This window comes from Synechococcus sp. H70.2 (assembly GCF_047462275.1).
GTDB lineage: Bacteria > Cyanobacteriota > Cyanobacteriia > Thermostichales > Thermostichaceae > Thermostichus.
The window spans coordinates 72605-92476 of record NZ_JANSIU010000006.1 but is presented as its reverse complement, the minus strand read 5'-3'; the positions used below and the strand labels follow the sequence as shown (position 1 = coordinate 92476).

Below are 19872 nucleotides of genomic sequence, written 5' to 3'. Positions count from 1 at the left end.
CCCCCTGATAAATGGCTGACCCAACCAGCAAGGCAGGCGACCCACCTCAGAAAGCTCGCGTACCCTAGTTAGCACACCAGATCCCTGGGGCAAGTCGCCTGTCGTGCTTGTTAGAGGCTAAACCTCAGGCCAAGGCCACAATGTTGGCAGTTAGCTTAGGCCGGAGCAAATGTAGTCAAAGTACACACCCATTTCTTTGCCGGCTTCAGGACCCACCAAAGCCGCAGTTACCTCCTTCATGGCTTGGATGGCCTGAATCGTTGCCCCAATTGGCACTCCCAGCGAGTTGTAGGTTTCTTTGAGGCCGTTGAGCACCCGCTCGTCGAGGATGGAGGGATCCCCTGCCAACATGGCGTAGGTGGCATAGCGCAGGTAGTAGTCCATGTCGCGAATGCAAGCAGCATAGCGACGGGTGGTGTACATGTTGCCACCAGGGCGGGTGAGATCCGAGTAGAGCAAAGCCTTGGCAGCAGCATCCTTAATGATGTTGGAAGCGTTGGCTGCAATGGTGGCAGCCGCCCGCACCCGCAGCTCGCCCGAGGCGAAGAAAGCCCTCAGCTTGTCCATGGCCGAGCTGTCGAGGTACTTGCCTTGGACATCGTAGCTGTTGATTACAGCAGTAATTGCGTCTTGCATGATGAGCTTCCTAAATCCAATCCGTGAACCTTAAACAGAAGGCAGTTAAACAAAAAGACTAACTCATGGCTCCCGCGACAAAGTCAAAGTAGTAGGCTGCTTCAGCCGCGTCCTCGGGAGACAACAGACCCATGGCTACCTGCTTCATGAGGCGAATGCTCTCCGCCACTGCCGGCAGGGGCGTGCCCAAGGAGTTATACATCTCCCGCACACCTACCAAGCCGATTTCCTCAATCGGCGTAACATCGCCGGCAACGATCCCATAGGTAATTAGGCGCAGGTAGTAGTCCATATCCCGCAGGCAAGTTGCCGTCATCTCCTCTCCGTAAGCGTTGCCACCTGGAGAGACAATGTCGGGACGCTTTTGGAAGAGCTGATCGGCTGCTTGCTTAACGATGCGCTCACGCGACTCAGTCAAGACTTGAGCAATGCGCAGCCGCTTCTCCCCCGAGGTGACGAAGGACTTAATGCGATCCAGTTCTCCCGGGCTGAGGTAGCGGGCTTCCGCATCCGCATTCACAATCGACTTCGTGATAACGCTCATGGATAGCCATCCTCAAGTCGTTTTTTTAAAAGAGTATGACAGGCATACCCCCATGTTATTCTCCGATATGCCTGCCGTCTGCCATCTCAGATCTTCACACTTCTTAAAGTCCTTCCCAGGCAAGGAGCTCCCCTCCCTGGCAACGGCTGCAGCGGCTAGCCCTCGTCTAGGGCAGATAGGGTTGAAAGTCTTGGGTAACCCTCAAGGTCAGGCTGGCGTTGGCATCAATCACCGCCACTTCTGGCGCTGTCACGTTGCCAATCACAGCCCCTGCAGCTGCTCCGCCCAGCACTTTCTCTGTTGAGATCACCCGGTCACCCAGGAGGCCCCCTAAGATGGCCCCTGCAGCTGCTCCAATCAGGGCATCTTGGACAATGGCTTCCGCAGAGGTATGGCGGGGATCCTTGCGCAGCGGGATCACCTGGCTTTGGGCGTAGAGGGGGTAGGATTGGCCGTTAAAAACCAAAGCTCGCGAGACAAACTGGGTGCCGCCGCTTACTGGCTGGAATTGACCTTCTAGGATGGCTCCCGCCGGGACGACCGTGTTGCCGTAGATATCCCGCAGGGGAGTTTCCAGGCTGAGGCTGACGGCGCGGGTTTCACCAGGGGCAAGCAGGAGGGGCTCGGCAGAGCGATGCACCGCTTGGATTAAATCTCCAGAGCGCAATAGCAGCGTGGTTCGCAATTGAAAGGGCTGGCCAGAGCCGTTTCCCCCTGCCGCCGGATTTACAGGACGCCATCCCTCGCCAGGGGGTGGGGGTGGCAAGGGATCCCTTTGCGCCAAAACCGGCGCAGCTGGTGGTAGCCAGAGCAACCCCCCCAGCAGCGGAGCCAACAGGCAACGGGCTCGGTTGGTCATGGTCTTATCCCTGAGCTACACTTCTAGGTTAGCGGCAAAAACCAAGTGCAAAGGCTTCTTTGGCTTCCCCCTCCATCAAACCCACTCCTAGAGGGAAGTCAGCTTCCCAGAGCAGTAGATTCTGCTGCTCTTTGGACTGGATAGCAGTGCGGAAAAGCGCCATAGTTCTGGAATACCTGCTGCCCGTGCTAGATTGGGCCTAGGTTTTTTCCTCCCCGTGGGGCTTTTTCCGCAATCCCAACTCTTTCCCTGTGGCTATGAAGTCCAGCCCATCTATGCCAAACCAACCCTCTCCCAGTTCAGGCCCTTCTGCTCAGCCTGACCAGTCGCCTCAAGGGAATAGAGTCCTTCCCTTTTTGCAGCCTTTGGCAGTCTCCGCCCTCAGGTCTCTTTTTGCGTCAGTGCTGCTGGTGCTCTTGGGCATTGGTCTGGGAGCAGCGCTAGGGGGAGGCAGGGGGGTATCTGCTCAGACGACGGCAACTCCACCCCAGCCAAACCTAAATTTTATTGCCGAGGTGGCCCAGAAGGTGGGGCCGGCAGTGGTGCGCATCGACTCAGAGCGGACAGTCAACGTTCCTGGGGCTTTCCCAGAGGAGTTCTTTAGCGATCCGTTTTTCCGCGAGTTCTTTGGCCAGGTGATCCCTCCCCTGCCGCGGCAGCGACGACAGCAAGGGACGGGCTCCGGCTTTATCATTAGCCCGGATGGCCAGATCATCACCAACGCCCATGTGGTGGAGGGATCTGACAAGGTGACGGTGACGCTGAAAGATGGCCGTAGCTTTGAGGGCAAGGTTATTGGCACGGACCCAGTTACGGACATTGCAGTGGTCAAGATTGACGCCCAGAACTTGCCAACGGTGAAGCTGGGCCGCTCCGAGCTTCTGGAGCCGGGTCAGTGGGCCATTGCCATTGGCAACCCCCTGGGGCTAGACAACACGGTAACTGCCGGGATCATCAGTGCCTTGGGCCGTTCCAGCAGCGAGATCCGCGTGCCCGACAAGCGGGTGTCGTTCATCCAGACGGATGCGGCCATTAATCCCGGCAACTCCGGCGGTCCGCTGCTGAATGCCCAAGGGGAAGTGATTGGGGTCAATACCGCCATCATCCAGGGAGCGCAGGGGTTGGGCTTTGCCATTCCCATTGAGACAGCGCAGCGGGTGGCCAACCAGTTGATTACCCGGGGCAGGGTGGATCACCCCTACTTGGGTATCCGCATGCTCACCCTTACTCCTGAGCTGAAGGAGCGCCTTAACCAGGATCCCAACAGTCGCATTTTCGTAACCGTGGATCAGGGGGTGCTCATCGGCGAGGTCATTCAGGGATCCCCAGCAGAGCGGGCGGGCCTGCGGGCTGGAGATATCATCCTCTCCGTCAATGGCCGCCCTGTAACCACTGCCGACCAAGTGCAGCAAGAGGTGGAGCGCACTGAGGTGGGCAGCAAGCTAGAGCTGGAGATTGAGCGAGGGGGGCGGCGGCAAAAGATCCAGGCGGTCACCGGCTCTTTCCCGACGCCAAAGCGCAGCTAAGCAACTGCTGTTCAAGCCAGCTGGTTGCTACAACCAAGAGGGGGGAGAGGAGGTAACGTTCCGCTGGACTTCGGCGGCAGGCTGGCGCTCTTGCGGGGGAGGGGGACGGTGGGGCAGCTACTATGGATCTGTCTCCTCTGGCGTTCTGGGTAGGGTCCAGCATGGTTAAGCAGCGGAGAGCCCTATCCCCTTGGTGCAAGCAGGTGAGGAATTGGCCAGCCTGTACTGATTTGGAGCTGATGGAAGCCCTCAAAGCAGGGCAGCCTGCTGCTCTGGCCGCCCTCTATGATCGCTATGCCAGCTTGGTCTATGGTTTGGCCCTCCAGATCCTAGGCTGTGTAACTGAGGCCGAGGATCTGACGCAAGAAGTGTTCGCCACCCTCTGGCGAAAGCCCAGCCACGATCCCAAGCAGGGATCCATCAACAGTCTTTTGTGTAGGTTGACCCGAGCGCAGGCTCTTGAGCGGCTGCGCTCTCAAGGCAGCCAGCGGCGCCCCTGGAAGCCCTGGCAGCCCCTGCTCATTGCCAGCAGCAGATCTCCAGCCCCCTTTGAGCAGCTTTCTGTGGAGGAGCGGCGGCAGCCAGTTCAGGAGGCTCTCAGTCAGCTTTCGGAAAGCCAGCGCCAGCTACTGGAGTTACTCTACTATCGAGGGTTAAGCGCAGAGGATATCGCTCAAGAGCTGGGGATTCCGCTGGCCACAGTCCAAGCTCGCTCTCGCCAAGCCCTTTGCAAGTTGCGACGATCCCTGCGCCCCCTGCTTGGCCAGTAAAGTTTTGAGCCCTGCCGCAGGGTTGTTGGGATAGCCATGTCTTCTGCCTCCTCCCCCCTTTTTCCTCTTCCCGCTGAGCTGGAAGAGGCAGTCCTGGCCGATTACCTGCTGGGGCTCTTGCCCCCTGAGCAGGCAAGTGCCCTGGAGGTGCGCTTAGCTCAAGAGCCGCAGCTATTGGCAGAATTACAAGCCCTCCAGGAAGCTCTGCATTTGTTGCCCTATGGGCTGCCGGGGGTGATCCCTTCAGCCAGTTTGCGCAGCCAGGTCATGGCAGAGACAGGCACCCCACCCATCCCCCCACCCCCAGCCTTGCCCTCTCTGGGCCTTGGTCGCCTCCAGCTTGAGGGGCGGTGGCTGAGGGGCTTAGCGGCGGTAACTTTGTTGTTGCTGGTTTTCGATAACTGGCGGCTGCGGCAGACCCTGCAGCCAGCTCCCCTAGAAGCGGTGCAGGCGCTGGCCCAGTTGTTCCAACAGCCGGGATCCCGCCTGATTACCTTGCAGGGGGAGGCAGGGTCGGCTAACTTGCTGTTTCGCCCGGGGGAGTGGCAGGAGGTGGTTTTGGCGGCAAGGGATCTGCCCCCCTTGCCTGCAGGGGAGCGCTACCACCTTTGGCTCAAGCTGGACACCGAGGAGATGCTCTATGGCGGCAGCTTTCAGGTAGATGGCCAGGGCACCGCCATTGTTGCGTTGCGCCCGCTACAAACGCCTTCCAAGGATGCTCCTGTCCAAGAAGTGCTGATTACGGCTGCCGCCGTCCCCCCAGACCTTGGCGGCAAGGTTCTCCTTAGCGCTAGGGTGTTGGGAGAAAGGTGAGTCCCTAGCGAACAACCAGGAGCACTCCCATCATGCCACCGGCTAGGGGGTAGAACTTGGCAGCAGAAAAGCCCAGCTGCAAGGCCATTTGCCGCTGTTGTTCTCCGCCGGGAAAGCGATCCAAGCTGGGAGCGATATAGGCATATTCGGATGCCAATCCAAAGGCTTTGGCCTGGGCAACAACGTGGGTGGTGAGGTACCAGCGCTGAAAGCTCTCAAGGAAAGGAATCCCAGCGGGGCGATGGAAATCCAAAATGGCGGCGCGACAGCCAGGTTTGAGCACCCGGTAAATCTCCCGCAGAGCCTGAGGGATATCGGTTACGTTGCGCAGGCCATAGCCCATCGTAATGGCATCAAAGCGGTGGTTGGCAAAAGGCAAGGCCAGCGCATTGCCCAAGACCCACTCTAGGGAGTAGCCGGGGAGCAATTGCTGGGCACGGCGCTGGGCAATGGCCAGCATGGCGGGGGAGAAATCCAGTCCCACTACTTGTCCGCTTCGTCCCACCCTCCGGGCCAGTTGCAGGGCCAGATCGCCAGTGCCACAGCAGAGATCCAACACGTGCCCGCCCGGACCGGCGCCCGACCAGCGCACGGCCATGCGCTTCCAAACCCGATGGAGGCCCAGGCTCAGGGTTTGGTTGAGGGCATCGTAGTGGGGGGCAATGCGGTCGAAGAGCTCGCGAATCTGCTCAGGGCGCTCAAAGGCTGGGCTAGGCACTGCTTGTCAACTCCGCTTGGCGTTGTTGTGGCAACAATCTCTAGGCAGGGCTACGGCGGCACCGGGATTCCGCTAACCCCAACTTGGTAACGGCGGCTGGGATAATCCGCCAGGCTTAGGGACAAGGAGCGGGAGCCGGCTAAGCTGGAGGCGGGGATGCGGATGGTTCCCTGGAAAACGGGGCTGTTGGGAGGCAGCTCCCCGGGCAAGCCCTGGGTGAGAGCGTTGATCGACCGGCCGTTGTCGTCAGTAACGTTCAGGAAGCTGTAGAGAAAGCGCACTGCTTCCGGCGAATTGTTTTGCACGGCAACATTCAAAACCACCTGCCCTCCCTCGCGTCGCACAGAGAGCACCTGCATGGCAACCTGCCCACTGGGGGCCACCTGTGGGGGTGGGGTAGAGGGTGTAGACCTAGGTGGTGGCGAGGGGCGCGCTGGTGGCGGAGAGGGGGAGGCAGGCTGCAGGGTAGGGGAGGGAGAGGGGGCCAATGCCAATTCGGGAGACAGGGGACGGAGAGGAGTGGGGGTGGGAAAGACAACGACTGCGGGTGGGGGTGTGGAAAGCGGAGTGGGAGTGGGGGGTGGCTGAAGAAAGGCTTTCGCTGCCGCAATTACCTCGGCCTCACTGAGAAGGGGCACGGTACGGGGATCGCGAACGATCCCGGCGGAGGAAACCTGGCTGGTTTTGGTAACAGGAGAGGAGACCCCCGAGAGAGCGCGTTGGCCGAAGAGATAACCCAAGCAGCCGCTCACCACTGCCGTAAAGAAAAGGGCCCCCACCCACCCCACCTCTCCCAAGAAGCTGGAGGTGAACTCTCGCACCCGCCTGAGCAACCTGCGCAAAGAATGCTCGCTCCTGCTAGGGACTTGTTCTACTATGGTACGCAAGCCATCGGCAAGCTACGCCCCTGGCCCAGAATCTGGGTGCTCCTGCAGCTGGCCGCGGAGAGCGGTGCTATCAAGGTTGGGCAGCCGTTCTCCTAACCACCAGCTTGGATCCTCCCAGCTCAGGGATCCCAGCCACTTGGCGGCGCGATCTGCCAAGACCAGTCCCAACAAAACAGGAGCGGTGGAGATCCCCAGCGCCAGGCTTAGCCAAAGGGGAGGAAAGGTTTGCGAGGCGGCTGAGGAAGTATTTTGGGCAGGGGAAGATGCCGGTTTAAGATCCATCATGTCTGCGTTCTGAATCGGGACTTGTAAACCTACCCCTAATTGAATTGAACCTCATCCTAACTCCAAACTTACGGATCTAGAAGCTTTTGCTTAAACTCAGCTAGTGCCGCCAGAGTTTCTTGATCCAGGGGGCGACAAAGAAGAGGTGCTGCTTGACGTATTGCTGCAAGAGGCCAATCCCACCAGGCAAGCTGGCTGAGCTGCTCAATTACGTCGGGTGAGAAGCGGTAGAGAACTACTTTGGCGGGCACACCGGCAACAATTGCCTAGGGCGGGACATCCCTTGTCACCGGCGCCATGGCCGATCCAAACATCGTGTCCAACCAGAATATCTCCGCGAGTCAAAGGGTGACCTTCCAAGACGCGCAGCTCACTCCAGCACTCGGGTAGGTGAGTGAAAGGATAGGTAGTAGCCCAGTCAGTGTGGTGCTCGTAGCCTGCAAAAAATGTACCCCTTGTGCAATTGAGCTACAGCGGCCAATCTTTACCTGCGAAGGTTCTCCTAATCCAACGAAGAACTCACATCCATAGCTGAGAGAGCCAATATTAACCAAGGGAAACGGCTCTAAGCCTCTATAGGCAAAGTATGTTTTCTCCTCTAGTTGTGGGCTGTGTTGAATGCGGATAGGCATAGAACCTCAGTTCCCTGGATCGGGGCTTGCTAAGGTCAAACGTAAGCCTAAGTAGAGTGTGCCCCAACTCCGCGCAGGAGTCTTCAAGTCTTACACTTTGAACGAAGCTGGAGGCAGTAGAGGCTACCCAATACTGAGCTAATCTAACGATTGACTTCCATCCCAATGCCTAATGTCGATTGTACTTATCTGTGGTCCTGCCCGCTGTGGCAAGAGTCGGCTGGCGGAGAACCTAGCCGCGGCTTCTGCCCTGCCGGTCATCTACCTGGCCACCGGGCCCAAGCCCGACCCTGAGGCCGACCCGGAGTGGGCGGAGCGGGTTCAGCAGCACCGGCAACGGCGTCCTCCCACCTGGCAAACCTGGGAAACCGAGCCAGACCTGGGCTCCGAACTGCAGAAGCTGCCCCAGCCCTGTTGTGCCCTGGTGGATTCACTGGGGGGCTGGGTGGCGCAGGGCCTGGAGTGTTCCCCTGAGGAGTGGGATCCCTTGGTGCAAGCGTTCCTAACTGCCTTGCAGACCTGTGCGGGGAAGGTCATCTTGGTCTCCGAAGAAGTGGGCTGGGGGGTGGTGCCTGCCTATCCGCTGGGGCGGCGGTTTCGGGATCGGATGGGGGAGCTCACCCAGAAGCTGGCCCCGCTGGCGGAGCAAGTGCTTTTGGTTACGGCTGGCTTTGTTCTTGATCTCACCCAGCTGGGGATCCCGCTGGCAGGGGTGAATAGCCCAGAGCTGAGATAAGCTGCAATGGGTTGATGGTATCCGCGGATAGGGTTTCTCCCTTGCGGAAGCCCTCGCCTAGATCGAGACTGGGTTAAAGCGATTGCTTGTCGTCGTGCCGATTACCTTCTACCTGCCCGCCAAAGCCATCCAAACCCTGGATTTAACGCCGGGCCATGAGTTGGTGAAAACCTTGATGGCGGATCCCGTTCGCTCCGCTCAGCAGGTGCAATGTTCCATTGATTGGCCGCGCAGCCCCGACGATCCGCGCGAGCTCTCGGAGATCCCGGAAGTGCGCCTGTGGTTTATCCGCTGGGATACGGTTTACCCCTGGATGCCCTACTTTCTTGACTGGCGCAGCGGTGAGCTGGCTCGCTACGCTGCCATGCTGGTGCCCCACCAATTCAACCCCCGCGAAGGGATCGTCTATAACCCCGAAGCACTGGAGATCTTCGTCTATCAGAAGATTTTCGTGCTGATGCGCTGGTTTAAGCAGCAGAAACTGGGATCTGTCTCGATGCTGCGGGACATGGCCTTAGTGTTTGGCTTCGAGGTGCAACCCGAGTTTCTGAACCTCTGGGAAGCCGAGACCGGAGAACCATGAGAGTGATGGTAGCCGACACCTGGCCTGGAATCCCGGCAGCAGCGGCAGTGGCAGAAGCCTGGCAAGAGGCAGTCCCCCGTCCCTGGGGGCTGCTCTGGGTGGATCCCAGCCCTTCTGAAGCACAGCTCAAGGCCCTCTGGCAACAGATTGCTGCCTGGGAAGGGGAAAGGGATCCCCTGCTGGTAGTACCTGGCACCCTAGCCGATCCGATAGGGCCCGGCCAAACCTGGGCCGACCTAGCTGCTGCCTGGGGGTTCAAGGTACTTCTGACGCTGCCTGAGGAAGCGGCCCTTAGCCAGGGAGCTGCTTTTGCGGCCTTGCTTCACCAAGCCAAGACTCACTGTCTGGGATGGGTGTTGCTGGAATCCGCATCCGGCTCCTCCCTAGAAGAACCCCCCTTGGTCTGGCAGTTGCAGGCCCAGCTGGGGATCCCTGTCCTGGGCAGGAAGACAGCGGCAGGGCAAATTTCTTGGAGAGCAGAGATGTGGGATTTGCTTTCAGCAACGCTCAGCTCCAGCCTGTGGGCACCCCTTGCTTGAGGTTCTCCCCTACCTTCTTCTTTGATAGGTGCCCATCAGTTGGGCCTGGGCGAGGATGTGGCCTGTCATGGCCCGTAGCAAGGCCTCTTTGGTGGCCCCTGGTGCTAAGTCCAGTCGCCTGTCCAGGGCGTAGAGGGTGAAGAAGTAGCGGTGGGTGCCGCTGGGAGGGCAAGGGCCGCCATAGCTATTGCTTCCCCAACTGTTTTGCCCGTGGACGGCCCCCTGGGGCAGGTCCCTGTCGGAACGGATTCCTTCTGGCAGACTCGTGACACTGGCGGGCAAGTTGTAGACCACCCAGTGGACAAAGGTGCCCCCGGGCGCGTCTGGGTCATCCATAATCAGGGCAAAGCTTTGGGTTCCTACAGGTGCCCCCGACCAAGTCAAGGGGGGAGAAAGGTCTTCTCCTTCGCAGGTGTAGCGGGAGGGGATGGGTTGTGAGGGGGCAAAAGCAGAGCTAGTGAGCTGCAAAGTTGTTGGCGTGGGTGTCGGGGTCGGTGTGGGAGTTACAGTCGGTGTGGGCGTGGGGGTGGGCGTTGCAGTCGGCGTCGGGGTTGGTGTTGGCGTGGGCGTCGGCGTGGGCGTGGGCGTAGGTGTCGGGGTCGGCGTCGCTGCGCTGAAGTAGCTGTCCAGCTGCGCCTGCGTTACGGTTACTCCCGGCAGCTTCAGCGTGCCCGAAATGAAGGTGTTGATCTTGCTGGCCGTCGGCGGCGCTCCCGTGTACACGGCGGCAAACAACACGGCCACATCGTTGATGTTGACCCTGCCATCGCCGGTAAAGTCGGAAATGGCGGGATCCAGCGGGTTGCCCAGCGCCGTAACGTCGCCGGTAGTAATCGGCCCTGCTTTCAGGGTGTTGTTAACGAAATTTACAATTTGCTCGGGGTTGTTGGTATTCAGGACGTCGGCAGCAAACAGGATAGCCGCGTCCTTGATGGTGATGGAGGTCTTCACCCCGTCGTAGTAGAAGGAAATGCTATCGGGCGGCGTCGCAGGTGTTTCTGGAGCCTGAGCAGAGAGGGTTGGCGGAACTTGGGTAACACTGGGAGCCTCAGAAAAAGAACAGGACGTTACTCCCCCCACCAGGGAGGAAGTGAGCAGCAGCGAAAGCAGCGAAGAGCGCAGGTTGGTTTTGGGATCCCGAACAGTCATACCTAGCCTCCGTTGGTTAAAACTCAAAGGGGCTGAAGTCTTATGTAGAGGCTATCTCGCTCCCTGCGAAACTGGACTAAGGAAATCCTACCCAAGTTCGCGCATAAACGTTGGGGCGGAAAAAGACCACCTGCCCGTAAAGGAAAAAAGAAGGGCAACCCAATGCCCTCCCGAGACTGCTATGGCAGCCAACCGCAAGCTAATTTACCGAGATGCTTGGCCCGAAGTTGAAGTAGGTGGTGCCGCCGGAGTTCGTGGTGTTGTCGAAGGGGCTCAGCGTCGTGCCGCCCACCGTAATTGGCTGCAGCAAGGCGATGGCCGGTGTCACCCGGATTTGGCTGCCGAGGGGGATGGTGAAGGAGCCGGGGAAGGTGACAACGTTGCCGGATACCGACGTAGAGGTGGCGATGACTGTGCCATCGGCCTGGCGGATGGTAACTGTCGCGCCGGCAGACAGCCCCAGGATAGTGAGCTGGGTGCCCGCCGGGGTAGATGTCGGCGTCGGTGTGGGAGTTGGCGTGTAGGTTGCAGTCGGCGTTGGCATAGAGCCAGAGCCTCTGCAAACTTCAGCAGCTGGCGAAAGGTTCTAGGACGGAGAGAGTGGGATTCGAACCCACGGTGAGTTGCCCCACACAGCATTTCCAGTGCTGCGCCTTCGACCACTCGGCCATCTCTCCAGCGCACCTACGCAGCCACTTTTCAGCAGCGCCGAAAAGCGAGCTTTTTAATTCTAGCAAAGGAAAGAGCTAGGCTACTCCCAAAGCCTGCAGCAGCACCTGCCAGCGGGAGCAGCGCCAGTAGTCAATGTGGGACTCGATAAGACCTGCGGGGTTAAGCCGCATCTCTGTCCAGCCGGGGATGCACAAGCGGGGGCGCCAGGGCAAAAAGGACAGGGATCCCCTCAGCGTCCACTCGCTGCGAATGTGGCTGCCGACCTGTTGAATGTCGTGCAGCTCAAGATGGATATCCTGCAGCCAGCGCTCTAGGCTAGCAATCATGACCCGGTAGCGATCCAGGCCGCGAAACTCGTTGAGGGGATCCCGGAAATAGACCTGGGGATCGTAGATGGAGTAGGTTTGATTCCGAGGAAAGCGGGCGTAATCGGCCCGCAGGATGGCCACCAGGTCAAGGCTGGACTGAGAAGGGTGGCTCATGCTCTGACCTCAGCAGGAAGGGATACCGTTTCCCCCGGGGCAGGACAGCACAGCCGGATGGATTGACCGGTGGCGGCGTTCAGGGATCCCAGCTTTTCCCGGAACTCCTCTAGGCTCCCCAGAGGGCGGATCTGGGCGGCAAACCAGCCGTGGTAATCTACCTCTCCCATAGCGGTGGGAATCACCTGCTGTGGGCGCAGGGCGGCCACCACCTGCAGGGCCCGCTCCGGCCCCATGATCACCTCGCCCAAGAGGGGAAAGATCTGCCCCACCACCGGGATCAGCAGGGTGTGGATGGGGGCAAACTCCTGCTGCAGCCGCGGGCGGATATCCGCTTGGGAGAGGTGGGGCTCGTAGTAAAGCCGCGTCTGGGTCGGCAGCTCTTCCAGCAAAAAGCCCAGCTCCCGCACCGACCCTAGGGGTGCTCCCGGAACCGCTGTGATGCGCAGATCTCCCCACTGCACTGACTGCCAGGGATCTAGGGCCTGCACCCTCTTAAAGCCAAGGCTCCGTGCCACGCCGGCGGCTGTTGGAGAAGCGAAAACCGGGATCTGCCGGTTCAGCCGCTGCAGGGTGGGGGGGTGGCAGTGATCCGGCTGGCCCTGGCTGAGGAGGATGGCGTCGAGTTTGGGCAGGGTTTCCGGTGTGAAGGGCGGCACCTGGCGGTGCTGCAGGCGGATGAACCAGGGCAGGCCAAAGAACACCAAGGGATCCACCAGCCACGGATCCAGCAGAAAAGTCTGGGTCTGGGTATGGATTAGCCAACTGTTGAGGTCGATGCGGGTGAGTTTCATGGTGCTACTGCCCGGTGATGGAGAGATCGGCTACCCAAATGCGGGGACACAGACCAGCAGGGGTGATTTGGGGCTCCGGCTCGACGTAGAAAATCGACTGCAAGAGTTCTAGAAAATCCCCCGCTACCGTTGCCGCCTCAATACTGATGCGCTCTCCCTGGCGCACCCACCAGCCCTGAAAGGGCAGGGAAAAGGATCCCTGCAGAGGCTTGACTCCGGCATGGAGAGCCTGCAGCTCGTCAATCCAGACCACATTCTCAGCCGTAGCCAGGTCGTAGGTGCTCTCTGGCGGAGCCCCGGCAAAGACGTGGTAGTAGTGGGCCGCCACCGTCACCTTGGCGCCGATATTGGCATGTCCCGTGGGCTGAGCCCCCAGGCGTTTGGCGGTGCCAGCGCTGTGCAAAAAGTGGGTCAGAACTCCATTGGTGATGAGGGGAACGCGGCGGGTGGGGGTGCCTTCGCCGTCAAAGCTAATTGCGCTCACGTTGGTAGGGTGCAAGGCGTCATCACACACCGAGAGCAGCGGCGAGGCAATCTGCTTGCCCAGTGAGTCAGGAGTGGACAGGCTTTGGTTGTCCAGGATGTTCTGGGCGTTGAAGAGATTGGAGAAAGCGCCCAAGAGGCTTAAAAAAGCTTCCCCAGAAAAAACCACTGTGTATTTCCCCGAAGGGATCCGCTCGTACTCCAGGTGGCTGATGAGTTTCTCGGCCGCTTCCTTGACGCAGCCCTGGATATCCAACTCCTCTAGACTGCGGGCCACCCGCACAGCGCCGGCGCTGCGGGGTTTGCGACCCTCTTGTTCTGCCTTGCCGTAGAGAAAGACCGAGGCCAGGGTGTGGCCCTCCTGCCGCAGGGCTTGGTCGCTGTTGAGGTAAAAGCGGTCGATCTGCCGCTGGGCCAGGCCGTTGTAGGGTACCCCCTGGATGGCGGGATGGGATCCCAGTAAAGCCTTCTCGGCGGCCAGCAGTTGCTCAAGAAGCTCGCTGGCCAGCGCCAGCGGCCTTTTGTCGTTACAGGGCTGGAGAATGGGCAGCTTCGCTTCTGGACTCAATTGGGGTGCGTGTTCCCGCACGCCGAAGTGGCTGGCTTCCAAGGCCGTCTGCAGAGCCAGTTCCAGCCCTGCCTCGTCCACAGCAGTGGTGGAAGTCACCCCCACCTGGCCCTGGTCGTTCCAGGCCCGCACCGTCACACTGCAGCGGTGAGAGGCTTTTACCTGACGGGGCTCCCCCTGCTCCACCTGCACGCTGGTCTCGTCCACTTCGGCTCCGTAGAGATCAAACTGGGGGATCCCCAAACGTTTGGCACAGCTTTGCGCCTGTTCGGCCAAGGCCTCAACTTGCAGCATCGCTACTCCTTCCCTAGCGACGGGCCAGCCAGGCGGTCAAGTCCTCCACGCTGTGGAAATCCAACAAAGCTTCCCCCAGCGCCTCCAGCTGCGACGGCGGCAAGGCCCAAATCTGGTTTTCCAAGGCCGGGTCAAGGGATCCCAGCTTCCGCCGCAAAAGCTGCAAAACCAGGGTTGCTTCCCCGTGTTGCAAACCCTGCTGTAAGCCCAGTTGCAGGCCTTCTTTGCGCCCTGCTTCCAACCCCTCCCGCAGAGCTTCTGCCCGCCACTCCTGGTAGATTCCTAAGGACCTCATGATTTGCCAAATCAAGCCCCGATCCAATGCTAGTCCAGACAAAACAGGGGTTGCGGCCGGGAAAGGTGCGGCTAAAGCTCGCTGGGAGATTCGAGATAAGCCTTGAGCAAAGCTTTGAAGAGCGGCCCGTGGTTAGGAACCTTGAGGTGCAGCAGCTCATGAACGATGACCTCCCGACGGAAGGCAGCCGGTTGACGTAGCAGCTCGATGTCGAAGGTGAGACGGCCGCGGGAGGAGCAACTGGCCCATTTGCGCTTCAGCGGCCGCAGGTGGATTTCGCGTGGGGTTACTTCCAACCGTTGCGCCCAGGCCTGGACCTCGGCTTTGAACAGGTCAACCGGCACAGACTCTTCTAGTGGCATCCAGTCTGAAGTCGTTGTCTTTTTCATTCGGCAGCCCTCCGCAACAGGTCCAGGATGCGATCCGCCCAGGCAACGACCTCTTTGACGTCCAGAGCAAGCAGGGCTTTGTAAAGCCGAGTGCGCAGTTCGCGCTCATCGTCTATGCTGATGGCCCAGTTCGGGAAACCGGCAAAGGCTTCTTCCAGCGAGATGGCGGCTTGGGCAGCCCTTTCCGGTTCAATACCCTGAGTGCGTAGCCACCACTCTAGAGCAAAGGCTTGAGACGAGAGTGGACTAGAGTGGCGCCCCTCCTGCGCGGCTTGCAGTTGACCCACGACCTCCTCTAGCTCTTGCAGCGCCTCCTGGGCCGAGATGAGGCCATCCTCGAAGCGGCGGCGGATCCCTTCAGCCCGTTCGCCGATGGGGATGAGATGAGGGGCCGTCTTCCCCTGTTCGGCGACGATGCGGTGGAGCTCCTTGAGCAGGTTGAAGACCTTGACCGTATCGGGTTTTTCCTCGTGGAGCAGAGCCAGCAGCGCTTGCGGCCCGATTTTGTAGGGGGTCTGCGGCTCGCGAATCTGGGAGGTCAGCATATGTTGCTGGACGATCTCGGCCGTCTTGCGCAGGAAGGATTTGTCCACCGGCACGTGCGGCTCATAGGCGCTGCGCACCAGGCGGTACATCTCCACCAACCGCCCATAATCCTCGAGGAAGGGGCGCAGGAAGGGATCAGGAGAGAGAATTTCGTAGATCTCCTGCACTTCGCGAAAGAAGGAATAGAAGGCTTCACGGCGTTCTGTGTCGCGGAAATGCTCCAGCGCAGCCTCGGCAGCCTTGTCTTCGGTTTTTCCGGCCGTGAGCGGCAGGTACTCGGCTCGCCCCTGCGCCATCAATTGGGCGAAGCGCGCCTGTAGGACCTCCAACCCCTCGACCACGCCGCTGACATCCTGTGAGTCGAAGGCCAGCGCCCGCTCCAGGTTCTCGAAGACGCCGACGAAGTCCACGATCAGGCCGGTTGTCTTGCGTTGCCCCTCCTCGCTCTCGTAGGGTCGGTTGACGCGGGCAATCGCTTGCAGCAGCACGTGGTCGCGCATGGGTTTGTCGAGATACATGCAGTAGAGGATGGGCGCATCGTAGCCGGTGAGCAGTTTTTCCGTGACGATGAGGATCTGCGGGTTCTCACCCGGCTTGCGGAAGGCTTTGCGGATGCGTGCCTCTTCCTTATCACTCAGGTGGTAGCGCTTGAGATGCGGCGGATCGTTGTGCGCGGCGCTGATAACCACGGCGCTGGCTTCGGATGGTAGGTAGCGGTCGAGGGCCTCTTTGTAGAAGCAACAGGCCTCGCGATCCACCGCCACCAGGAAGGCCTTGTAGCCCATCGGTTTGACATATTTCTGGAAATGCTCGGCAACGAAGCGGGCGATTTTATCCACCCGCTCGCGATTCTTGAGCATATTGGTCAGGGTGACGGCGCGGTCCAGCACGCGGTTGACTTCTTCCACGTCAGCCACGCCCTCCAGCTCTGCCGCCGCCCAGAAGTCCTTTTCCATCGCCTCGCGATCGGCGATCAGGTCGTTGGGCGCCAGTTGGTAGTGCAGGGGGACGGTGGTGCCATCTTCAATCGATTCCCGGATAGAGTATTTATCGAGGTACCCCTGCGGGTCGTCGGCGCCGAAGGTCTTGAAGGTGCCACGTCCGTGGGCAGTATGGTCGATGGGCGTGCCGGTAAACCCGATGAAGGTGGCCTTAGGCAATGTGCCCATCAGGTAATTGCCGAGATCCCCGCCGGTGGTGCGATGAGCCTCATCCACCAGCACGAAGATATTGGCGCGGGTGTTTAGGTTGGCTGGGATGTCGTCGAATTTGTGGATCATCGAGACGATGATGCCGCGCGTATCTTCTTTTTTATTAAGCAGTTCGCGCAGGTGATGTTTGGAGAGCGCCAGATGCACGCGCCCGAAGCCGACCGCTTCCAGGTTCTGGAAGAGCTGGCTTTGCAGTTCGTTGCGGTCCACGATCAGCAGCACGGTGGGATTCTGAAAGGCGGGCGTCTCGATGAGCAGGCGGGCCAAGGTGAGCATGGTGTAGGTCTTGCCGGAGCCTTGCGTGTGCCAAATCAAGCCGCGGCGTTTCTGCGAATTGCAGGCACGCGATAGGCAGCGCTCCACAGCGCGCATTTGATGCGGACGAAGGACGATCTTGGAAAGTTCGCCATCCTTGCGAGCGAAAAGGATATAATCGGTCAGCACGCGCAGGACGCGGCGCGGTGCGACGAAGGATTTGACCAGCGTTTCAAAATCGGGTTGGGGCGAAAAATCATCGGCCCCGACTTCTCCCCGCCAGTTGAAGAGCGCCTTGCGCGAAAGCGACCACGTCGCGCCATAGAAGAACTGCACCAGGTGGGTGAGGGCAAAGAGTTGCGTTTGCACCAGCAGGTCGGGCGCCTCGGCATGATAGCGGCGCACCTGATCGAAGGCTTCGGCGATGCCCTCCAGGCGGGTGGCAGCTTTGGTCTCGACCAGGATGACTGGGATGCCGTTGACGAGAAAGACCACATCGGCGCGGATTTTGTGCGGGCCGCTGTGGAAGCGAAACTCATCGGTGACATGAAAGGTGTTGGCTTCCAGGTGCTCGGGATCGAGCAGGCGCAGGTTGCGCTCGCGGCGCTCGACCTGGACGAAGACCGTCTTCAGCCCTTTGAGGTATTCCCAGGCTTCGCGATTGCCCTCGATGTCGGGGCGGAGGCGCACCAGGCGGGCGACGACCTCGGCGGCCTGTTCCGCAGAGGTGATCACGCCGGGGTTGAGACGCTGCAACTGGGCGATCAGCACACCTCGCAGAAACGGCTGCTCAGGCCCGTGACGCAGGCGCAGGGCCTCATCAGGCGGTAGATAGATCCAGCCGGCCTCTTTGGCGTAGCGGATGAGCGGGTTTTGTACGGTATGACGTTCGGATGCCAGAGTCATCGTTCACCTCTAGGGGAATGATCCGCCTCTTCCTGTTTGAGCATGTTCCAGATAGCTCGCGCCAGCGGATCGGGGACGGTGCGGGCCTGATTTCCACTTGCCAGCGTCGGGGGTTTTCGATGATGTATTGGCGGATGGCGTTCAAGGCGCGTTCGTGGCGGATGATGTGTTCGTAATAATTGCGTTGCCAGACGATGTAGATGTTCGTGTTTTGCCGCACCCATTTGGTAACGCCGATTTTGAATCCGCGGATGACGGACCCTATCGTTTTGGATGTGCCACGGGGGCGTTCGGTGGACGATGGTGGGGGTAGGGGCAAAAAATTTTTCGCCCCTACCATTTCCGGCGTTTCTGGCGGCGATTCGACAATCCACAAAATCCCGTGAACATGATTGGGCATGATGACGAATGTATCCAATGCCACGTGGGGAAAATGGGAGGGAATATCCAGACAACATCGTTCGGCCACGCGACCGATCGCATTCAACCACATTTCGCCATTCACGATGTCACCAAACAACGGCATACGTTCATAGGTGACGATGGTGATGAAATACGCGCCGGTTTGGGTGTAATCGTACCCCTTCAGGCGGATGGATCGGCGATGATGGCGGTTGGGGTCATATGGCATGAGTCAATCCTCCGTTGCGGCAGATTCAGCGGAACCAAGGGTTGTGGGGATGACCCTAGGGACGCAGATTTTGCCGGTCATCAATTGATGCAGCAAGGTCTTGAACAGCTCCTCCAGCGCCGCCCAGCGCGCCTGCTCAGCGGTGATCTTGGCATCCACAGCCTGCGGGATGCGGGCGATCTCGCGCTGCTCGGCGAGTGGGGGAAGGGGGATAACTTCTCGTAGCACATCCTGGTCAGTGACGGCGGGGTAACTTGACCCTCTTTGATGCTCAGCTACCGAAGTACACAAAATGCAGTAGAGCAAATATGGCCGTCTAACTCAGACGAAACTATAGCAATCCGTCTGAGATATGGCCTGACAGTGGCAAATAGCACATCTCCAGCACTGATTTGTTTGCGCGCTCGGCTCGGTGCTTCTTTCGCCGTGAAGTTTTGATGCGATGTAATGCGAAGTGATTCGTTATCAATGCTTGAAACATCTACATACCTGAATGACCAATCCGGCTTTTTGTGAGGATCAATTTGTCTGGTCTTTTTTACCACCTCCCCCAGCCTCACCACCCGCCAGCGTGCAGGGATCGGACCGATTTCAGTTTCCCGTTGGGGCACCTGGGCAATGGCACGCTGCTCAGGGAGAGGGGGAGAGGGAGGGGAAAAACAGCTACAGCCTGTTAATTTAAATGGGGTACAGGTTTCAAGAGGAAGGAGAGAAAGAGATGCCAACCCGTTCTTTAGGATCTACGGCAAAGAGTTGTAGCAGCTTATCAGGCAGGTAAGACCTCTATCCGCCAGGTAGCCGAACGGTTGATGGTGACCAAGAGAACAGCACACCGCTGGGTATGACAGTACCAACAAACTCAGGACTTAACCCCCAAGAAAGTAGGCACCAAGCGAGTGAGTATTTTGGAACAGCATTGATAGGAAGTGATGGCAATCATTGTACAACACCCCGACTTCTACCTGTGGCAATATCAAGAACTTTTGCGGGAGCGCTTAGGGATTGACTTTTACGATACACAACTTCTTGAAAAAGCAAGGAATGACTCCAAAAAAAGACTTACCGCAGCGCGAGAGTCCAAGAAGAGGAGGGGCAAAGAGAACGACTAGCTTATAGTCAAGAGGTCAGAGATATTCCAGCGGAGGATTTGATTGCCCTTGACCAGACAGTGGGAGGGAATGGAACGGGGAGTAGCTTGGAGTTTAAGCGGTCTCAGAGATACAAGGAGGAGAAGCATCCTGTTATTGGAGCTATTTCTGTGAGAGGGGTAGTTGGCTGTCGCGTCATCAAGGGTGGGATGAAGAAAGAGGATTTTTTGGAGTTTTTGAGAAGCGAGTTATGTCCGAAGTTAGATGCGAGGAAGGTTGGGATTATGGACAACTTCAATATTCATAGGAGTCGGGAAGTTGAGGAACTGATTAGGGGAACAGGAGCGAGAATCTTGCACCTGCCTGTGTATGCACTGGAAGTGAATCCTATTGAGACGATGGGGCCGGTGTTGAAGCACTTTGTTCGGCAGTTTTCCAGAGCTGGGAAGTAGAGCATGGATCGGAGAGTGCAGACTTCTTTACTCCTGATCAATCCATCCTGCTTCCGAAGTTGGTTTGCTAAGTGTTGCTACTGTACCCCTTGATTCCTTAACAGGCTGTACTTTTGATAGAGTAACTAA

At 59.0% G+C, this 19872-nt stretch carries 22 protein-coding genes, 1 tRNA gene and 1 pseudogene; 7 read left to right on the top strand and 17 right to left on the bottom strand.

Annotated features, from left to right (window positions below; genetic code table 11):
• Positions 1-150 precede the first annotated feature (150 nt).
• The 3 genes from apcB to NW822_RS07625 form a co-directional block, all read right to left on the bottom strand.
• A complete protein-coding gene (apcB, locus tag NW822_RS07635; protein ID WP_414359836.1) occupies positions 151-636 on the bottom strand; it encodes an allophycocyanin subunit beta in 486 nt (161 codons plus the stop codon).
• 58 nt (positions 637-694) lie between these two features.
• Positions 695-1180: an allophycocyanin gene (locus tag NW822_RS07630; RefSeq protein WP_414359834.1), complete on the bottom strand. Its 486-nt coding sequence runs from the start codon at positions 1178-1180 to the stop codon at positions 695-697.
• 166 nt (positions 1181-1346) lie between these two features.
• Entirely contained in the window at positions 1347-2039 is a 693-nt protein-coding gene (locus tag NW822_RS07625; protein ID WP_414359832.1) for a hypothetical protein, read from the bottom strand.
• A gap of 365 nt (positions 2040-2404) precedes the next feature.
• Here NW822_RS07625 and NW822_RS07620 point away from each other — a divergent pair, with 365 nt between their 5' ends.
• The 3 genes from NW822_RS07620 to NW822_RS07610 all read left to right on the top strand — a co-directional run bounded on the left by NW822_RS07620 (position 2405) and on the right by NW822_RS07610 (position 5148).
• Positions 2405-3565: an HhoA/HhoB/HtrA family serine endopeptidase gene (locus NW822_RS07620; RefSeq protein WP_414359830.1), complete on the top strand. Its 1161-nt coding sequence runs from the start codon at positions 2405-2407 to the stop codon at positions 3563-3565.
• Between the two features lie 161 nt (positions 3566-3726).
• Positions 3727-4335: a sigma-70 family RNA polymerase sigma factor gene (locus tag NW822_RS07615; RefSeq protein ID WP_414360078.1), complete on the top strand. Its 609-nt coding sequence runs from the start codon at positions 3727-3729 to the stop codon at positions 4333-4335.
• Positions 4336-4371: 36 nt separating this feature from the next.
• Positions 4372-5148, top strand: a complete 777-nt coding sequence (locus tag NW822_RS07610; RefSeq protein ID WP_414359828.1) for an anti-sigma factor domain-containing protein — start codon at positions 4372-4374, stop codon at positions 5146-5148.
• Positions 5149-5152: 4 nt separating this feature from the next.
• Here the strand turns inward: NW822_RS07610 and ubiE are convergent, their stop codons facing one another.
• The 3 genes from ubiE to NW822_RS07595 are packed head-to-tail and all read right to left on the bottom strand — an operon-like array spanning position 5153 to position 7038.
• Positions 5153-5866, bottom strand: coding sequence for a bifunctional demethylmenaquinone methyltransferase/2-methoxy-6-polyprenyl-1,4-benzoquinol methylase UbiE (ubiE, locus tag NW822_RS07605; RefSeq protein ID WP_414359826.1), 714 nt, complete (start codon positions 5864-5866; stop codon positions 5153-5155).
• A gap of 50 nt (positions 5867-5916) precedes the next feature.
• Positions 5917-6708: a hypothetical protein gene (locus NW822_RS07600; RefSeq protein ID WP_414404044.1), complete on the bottom strand. Its 792-nt coding sequence runs from the start codon at positions 6706-6708 to the stop codon at positions 5917-5919.
• Between the two features lie 57 nt (positions 6709-6765).
• Entirely contained in the window at positions 6766-7038 is a 273-nt protein-coding gene (locus tag NW822_RS07595) for a hypothetical protein (RefSeq protein ID WP_414359823.1), read from the bottom strand.
• An 804-nt stretch (positions 7039-7842) separates the two neighbouring features.
• On the opposite strand from NW822_RS07595, the gene cobU reads away from it, so the two are divergent.
• The 3 genes from cobU to NW822_RS07580 all read left to right on the top strand — a co-directional run bounded on the left by cobU (position 7843) and on the right by NW822_RS07580 (position 9528).
• A complete protein-coding gene (cobU, locus tag NW822_RS07590; protein ID WP_414404043.1) occupies positions 7843-8406 on the top strand; it encodes a bifunctional adenosylcobinamide kinase/adenosylcobinamide-phosphate guanylyltransferase in 564 nt (187 codons plus the stop codon).
• 82 nt (positions 8407-8488) lie between these two features.
• Positions 8489-8989, top strand: a complete 501-nt coding sequence (locus NW822_RS07585) for a CRR6 family NdhI maturation factor (protein ID WP_414359814.1) — start codon at positions 8489-8491, stop codon at positions 8987-8989.
• A complete protein-coding gene (locus NW822_RS07580; RefSeq protein WP_414404042.1) occupies positions 8986-9528 on the top strand; it encodes a hypothetical protein in 543 nt (180 codons plus the stop codon). The genes NW822_RS07585 and NW822_RS07580 overlap by 4 nt, the downstream gene beginning before the upstream one ends.
• 9 nt (positions 9529-9537) lie before the next feature.
• Here NW822_RS07580 and NW822_RS07575 read toward each other — a convergent pair whose 3' ends face one another.
• From NW822_RS07575 to NW822_RS07525, 11 genes are all read right to left on the bottom strand, one after another.
• Positions 9538-10677, bottom strand: coding sequence for a YbhB/YbcL family Raf kinase inhibitor-like protein (locus tag NW822_RS07575; RefSeq protein ID WP_414404041.1), 1140 nt, complete (start codon positions 10675-10677; stop codon positions 9538-9540).
• A gap of 199 nt (positions 10678-10876) precedes the next feature.
• Positions 10877-11221 (bottom strand): hypothetical protein, encoded by a 345-nt coding sequence (locus tag NW822_RS07570; protein ID WP_414378738.1) that lies wholly within the window; start codon positions 11219-11221, stop codon positions 10877-10879.
• A 48-nt stretch (positions 11222-11269) separates the two neighbouring features.
• Positions 11270-11354: transfer RNA gene (locus NW822_RS07565), tRNA-Ser, on the bottom strand.
• 69 nt (positions 11355-11423) lie between these two features.
• Positions 11424-11831, bottom strand: a complete 408-nt coding sequence (locus tag NW822_RS07560) for a DUF2358 domain-containing protein (protein WP_414404040.1) — start codon at positions 11829-11831, stop codon at positions 11424-11426.
• On the bottom strand, positions 11828-12625 hold the full coding sequence (locus NW822_RS07555) for an MBL fold metallo-hydrolase (protein ID WP_414404039.1): 798 nt from the start codon (positions 12623-12625) through the stop codon (positions 11828-11830). The genes NW822_RS07560 and NW822_RS07555 overlap by 4 nt, the downstream gene beginning before the upstream one ends.
• Positions 12626-12629: 4 nt before the next feature.
• On the bottom strand, positions 12630-13970 hold the full coding sequence (locus tag NW822_RS07550; RefSeq protein WP_414359802.1) for a TldD/PmbA family protein: 1341 nt from the start codon (positions 13968-13970) through the stop codon (positions 12630-12632).
• A 13-nt stretch (positions 13971-13983) separates the two neighbouring features.
• Positions 13984-14265 (bottom strand): DUF4351 domain-containing protein, encoded by a 282-nt coding sequence (locus NW822_RS07545; protein ID WP_414404038.1) that lies wholly within the window; start codon positions 14263-14265, stop codon positions 13984-13986.
• Between the two features lie 71 nt (positions 14266-14336).
• Complete coding sequence (locus NW822_RS07540) at positions 14337-14609, bottom strand: M48 family metallopeptidase (RefSeq protein ID WP_414404037.1); 273 nt, start codon at positions 14607-14609, stop codon at positions 14337-14339.
• A gap of 41 nt (positions 14610-14650) precedes the next feature.
• Positions 14651-17572, bottom strand: a complete 2922-nt coding sequence (locus NW822_RS07535; protein ID WP_414404036.1) for a type I restriction endonuclease subunit R — start codon at positions 17570-17572, stop codon at positions 14651-14653.
• Entirely contained in the window at positions 17487-18203 is a 717-nt protein-coding gene (locus NW822_RS07530; RefSeq protein ID WP_414404035.1) for a transposase, read from the bottom strand. Before NW822_RS07530 ends, NW822_RS07535 begins: the two co-directional genes overlap by 86 nt.
• A 3-nt stretch (positions 18204-18206) precedes the next feature.
• Positions 18207-18509, bottom strand: coding sequence for a restriction endonuclease subunit S (locus NW822_RS07525; RefSeq protein ID WP_414404034.1), 303 nt, complete (start codon positions 18507-18509; stop codon positions 18207-18209).
• A 412-nt stretch (positions 18510-18921) separates the two neighbouring features.
• On the opposite strand from NW822_RS07525, the pseudogene NW822_RS07520 reads away from it, so the two are divergent.
• Positions 18922-19836, top strand: a pseudogene (locus NW822_RS07520) (IS630 family transposase).
• Positions 19837-19872 lie beyond the last annotated feature (36 nt).